Below are 3312 nucleotides of genomic sequence, written 5' to 3'. Positions count from 1 at the left end.
GCCTGCCCGCCGAATCGTAGTGCAGTGCAGGCGGTTTCGGACGGTGCTGATCACTGCTTCGTGTCGTTGGTGCGCTGTCCCGCCGTGCGCATGGCGGCGATCAACGCCCCAAGCCCGTCGGCGACCGCGCGCTCGGCGCATTGACGTGGGCGTAATACCGACGGCGCACCCAACAATCGTGAGGTCGGTATGACGACATCGGCCCCATACCGCAGGTCAGCCGTAGGTGATCGACTCGTCCCCACGGTGGCAGGCGATGTTGGTCCCGGCTGCAGGTTGCCCGTGCTTGACGTTGGGCAGGCAACGCCAGCCGCTGATCTCCTGCGTCCGCGAGTGAGCGTGCTTCGCCTTCCGCTGGTACTTCACGGCGATCAACATGGCCTCCTTGCAGGAGAGGTCACCTGAAGCGACCCGCACCGGTGCTCCCTGCGTGTCCGAGAACGCGCTCTCGACCGTCCCGCACAGGCGAATCCCGTGCAATGGCAGGCCCGGATAGCTGGCCGGCACATGCGACGAACTCGCCTGCGTCTCAGGTGCGGTCGAGTGATCGCCTCCACCGGACGTGGACCCGGAGCAGCCGACCAGGGCGAGGCTCGCTGCTGTCACGACAACTGCTGTTACAGATCTCCCCATTGGCCCGAGTATGTCTTTCGAGCGGTCGCGCTGAAAGGACCTCCGTCAGCGGTTGTCCCCCGAGCCGCCTAGCACGCCGCGCCGTTGTCGGTCGGCGAGCTTGTCGACGTTGCGCTGCGCCACGTCGTCCAACGACAGGCCGAGGAAATTTGCGAGGACAGCGGCATACCAGAGCACGTCGCCCAGCTCGGACGCCATGTTGTCGCGGTCGAGCTGGGCCAGGTCGCTGTTCTTGTCGCGAACCAGCTTCTTGACCTTCTCGGCGATCTCACCGGCCTCACCGACCAGCCCGAGCACGAGGTGCATGAACTCGTCCTTGGCGTCCTTATCTCGCGCGGTGCGGAGTGCGGCCTGCTGGTAGTCGTCGAAGTCCATCGCGCCACCGTAGCGACCGAGCGAAGTCGGACGATGGCAATATTCCTGGACAGCTGTCTGAGAACGGCCGTCACACGGCATAGTGGACGCACCGGCCACCCGACCCGGAGGGAGCACGATGCGTCGTCCCAGCGCTGCCGTTCTGCTGCTCACCGGCCTGGTCGCCGTCGATATGGTCCTCGTGACGGGCGCCGTGCGGTCGACACATGTCGACACCGCTCGGATCGCGCGATCGATGGAGAAGCAGGCGTCGAGCACCGGGTCCCCGACCGGCTCCAGCACCGCGAGCGCCGCCACCACCCCTGCAGCATCGACGAACACGTCGGGCAAGGTTGTCGTCGCGGCGGTGAGCGCCGAACGCGCGTGGCGCGCCTCGTCGACGTCCGTGGTGTGCACGCCCGGCAGCGATGCGGTGCACCTCGAGCACTCCGATGACGGCGGCGCGCACTGGACCGCCACGAAGCTGCCGATGAACACCGTCTCGGGTCTTTCGTATGCCGGGAACGCCCTGGTCGCGACCGGAACGGACCGCTCCTGCGAACCCACGGCATACGCCCTCAGCAGTCGGCGGGCGCCGCGCAGCACGACGGCCGAACCGACCTGGACGATCGATCCGGAGAACCCCACGAAACTTCGCAAGTCCGGCGATCCTGTCGCCGAACAGCCTTGCCGGAGCGCGATCCTCGACGTCGCGACCAACTCTTCGACCGATCTGGCGGTGCTCTGCGGCGACCACTCCGTCCAGCACAGCACCGACGCCGGCAGGTCCTGGCAGAAGGCGGGCGACGGGTCCGACGTGCTCGCCATCGCCACCGGCCACAACGTGATCTACGTAGTCACCGAGGCGAAGTGCGGGATCGCAGTCGCCCCGGCCACGGCGGACCACCCGACGAAATGCGTTGCGGGCACAAAGGATTGGTCCGGCCCGCTGGATGCCACCATCGTCGTCGGCACGCTGTGGCTCGCCACAGCCGACGACGCGGTCACCGAGCCGGTTGCTCAGCTCAGCTGACGCTCCGGGGATCGTTCACCCCAACCGGTCCGCCATCAACTCGGCCGCCATGATCACCGTCAGGTTCGGGTTGGCCCGGGTCACGGACGGGAAGATGGACGCGTCGACCACCCGGACGCCGTCAACGCCGAGCACCCGGCACTCGGGGTCGACCACGGTGTCGACCCCGTCCGGATCTCCCATGCGACAGGTGCTCGTGCCGTGCTGGGCGTCGCCCACTGTCGCCAGCAGGTGCTGATCCAGGTCGCTGTCGTCGTCGAGCACGGCAAACAGCTCGCGGTTGGCTGCCTCGACGGACCTGTCCAGAACAGCAGTGGCCTCATCGTCCTGAGCGAGCTGGATCAGGGCACGCACGCCCTCGCGGAGACGGGCCCGGTCCCGCTCGTCGGAAAGCATCCGCTGCTGCACCCGTGGCTGGACCGCGGGTTCGGTCGAGGTCAGGGTCAACTCACCACGCGAATCGTTGCGGTTCAGCCACACGCCGAAGGCTCCGGCGCCGGCCGCCGGATCGGCCATCGCGAGCGACAGGACGTTCTGGTTGAGCGAGACGAAGAGCATGTCGTTGACCGGTTGCCCCAGATCGCTGGTCCAGCGAACGCACACATTGGTATGCCGCTCGTGCGGTGACGAGCCCACGGCCTCCCGTTTCAACGGCAGCGAAATCAGCGCCATCGGATGATCCTGCATGCCCCGCCCGACAGGGAGGTCCTGCAGCACCTCGATCCCGAGCGCTCGCAGGTCCCGCTCCGGCCCGATCCCGGACCGCATGAGAATGGCCGGAGACTGTATGACGCCTCCGGAAAGCACTGTGGTGTCTGCGAACTCACGGTGCACGGAGTCGTCGACAACGAACTGCACACCGACGACGCGGCTTCCGGAGAACAGCAAACGGTCGACCAGCGCCCCGCCACGGATCGTCAAGGTGTCGAGGTCTCGCGCGGGCTCCAGATAGGCGTCGTTGACCGACACCCGTCGCCCATCGCGTGAGTTCGCCGGGTACGGCGACACCCCGCTAGTCCCCGGAGCATTCACGTCCGGCGCCCAAGCGTGCCCCGCGGCGAGGGCCGACCGGGCAAGGGCCCTGTCCACCGAACCCCAGTCCTCCTCGGGAGTCCGGTAGATCGGGGTCGGCCCGCCGCGACCGTGGTAGGGCTCGTCCCCGAACTCCTCGTCGTCCTCGAGCTTGGTGAAGTAGGGCAGGACGTCGTGCCGGGACCATCCGGTGCAGCCCTGGGACACCCAGTCGTCGAAGTCCTCCACCGGTGGCCGGATGGCCAGCTGCGCGTTGACCG

4 protein-coding genes are annotated in these 3312 nt (G+C 67.6%); 1 reads left to right on the top strand and 3 read right to left on the bottom strand.

The window, feature by feature from the left end; all coding sequences use genetic code 11:
- Window positions 1-216 precede the first annotated feature (216 nt).
- Window positions 217-606: a hypothetical protein gene (locus tag ACSZL9_RS19035; RefSeq protein ID WP_446667102.1), complete on the bottom strand. Its 390-nt coding sequence runs from the start codon at window positions 604-606 to the stop codon at window positions 217-219.
- A 72-nt stretch (window positions 607-678) separates the two neighbouring features.
- Window positions 679-1008 (bottom strand): nucleoside triphosphate pyrophosphohydrolase family protein, encoded by a 330-nt coding sequence (locus ACSZL9_RS19030; RefSeq protein ID WP_446667101.1) that lies wholly within the window; start codon window positions 1006-1008, stop codon window positions 679-681.
- 118 nt (window positions 1009-1126) lie between these two features.
- On the opposite strand from ACSZL9_RS19030, the gene ACSZL9_RS19025 reads away from it, so the two are divergent.
- Window positions 1127-2020: a hypothetical protein gene (locus tag ACSZL9_RS19025; protein ID WP_446667100.1), complete on the top strand. Its 894-nt coding sequence runs from the start codon at window positions 1127-1129 to the stop codon at window positions 2018-2020.
- A gap of 15 nt (window positions 2021-2035) precedes the next feature.
- Here ACSZL9_RS19025 and ACSZL9_RS19020 read toward each other — a convergent pair.
- A partial coding sequence (locus ACSZL9_RS19020) for a GMC family oxidoreductase (protein WP_446667099.1) occupies window positions 2036-3312 on the bottom strand: 1277 nt, incomplete at its 5' end.

The organism is Flexivirga sp. B27 (assembly GCF_052905685.1).
The sequence above is the reverse complement of the archived record's forward strand: the minus strand, read 5'-3'. Positions and strand labels throughout refer to the sequence as shown.

Bases quoted from the DNA above. Each gene is read 5' to 3' on its own strand.
- ACSZL9_RS19030 (WP_446667101.1), bottom strand. From the start codon at position 1,008: ATGGACTTCGACGACTACCAGCAGGCCGCACTCCGCACCGCGCGAGAT.
- ACSZL9_RS19025 (WP_446667100.1), top strand. From the start codon at position 1,127: ATGCGTCGTCCCAGCGCTGCCGTTCTGCTGCTCACCGGCCTGGTCGCC.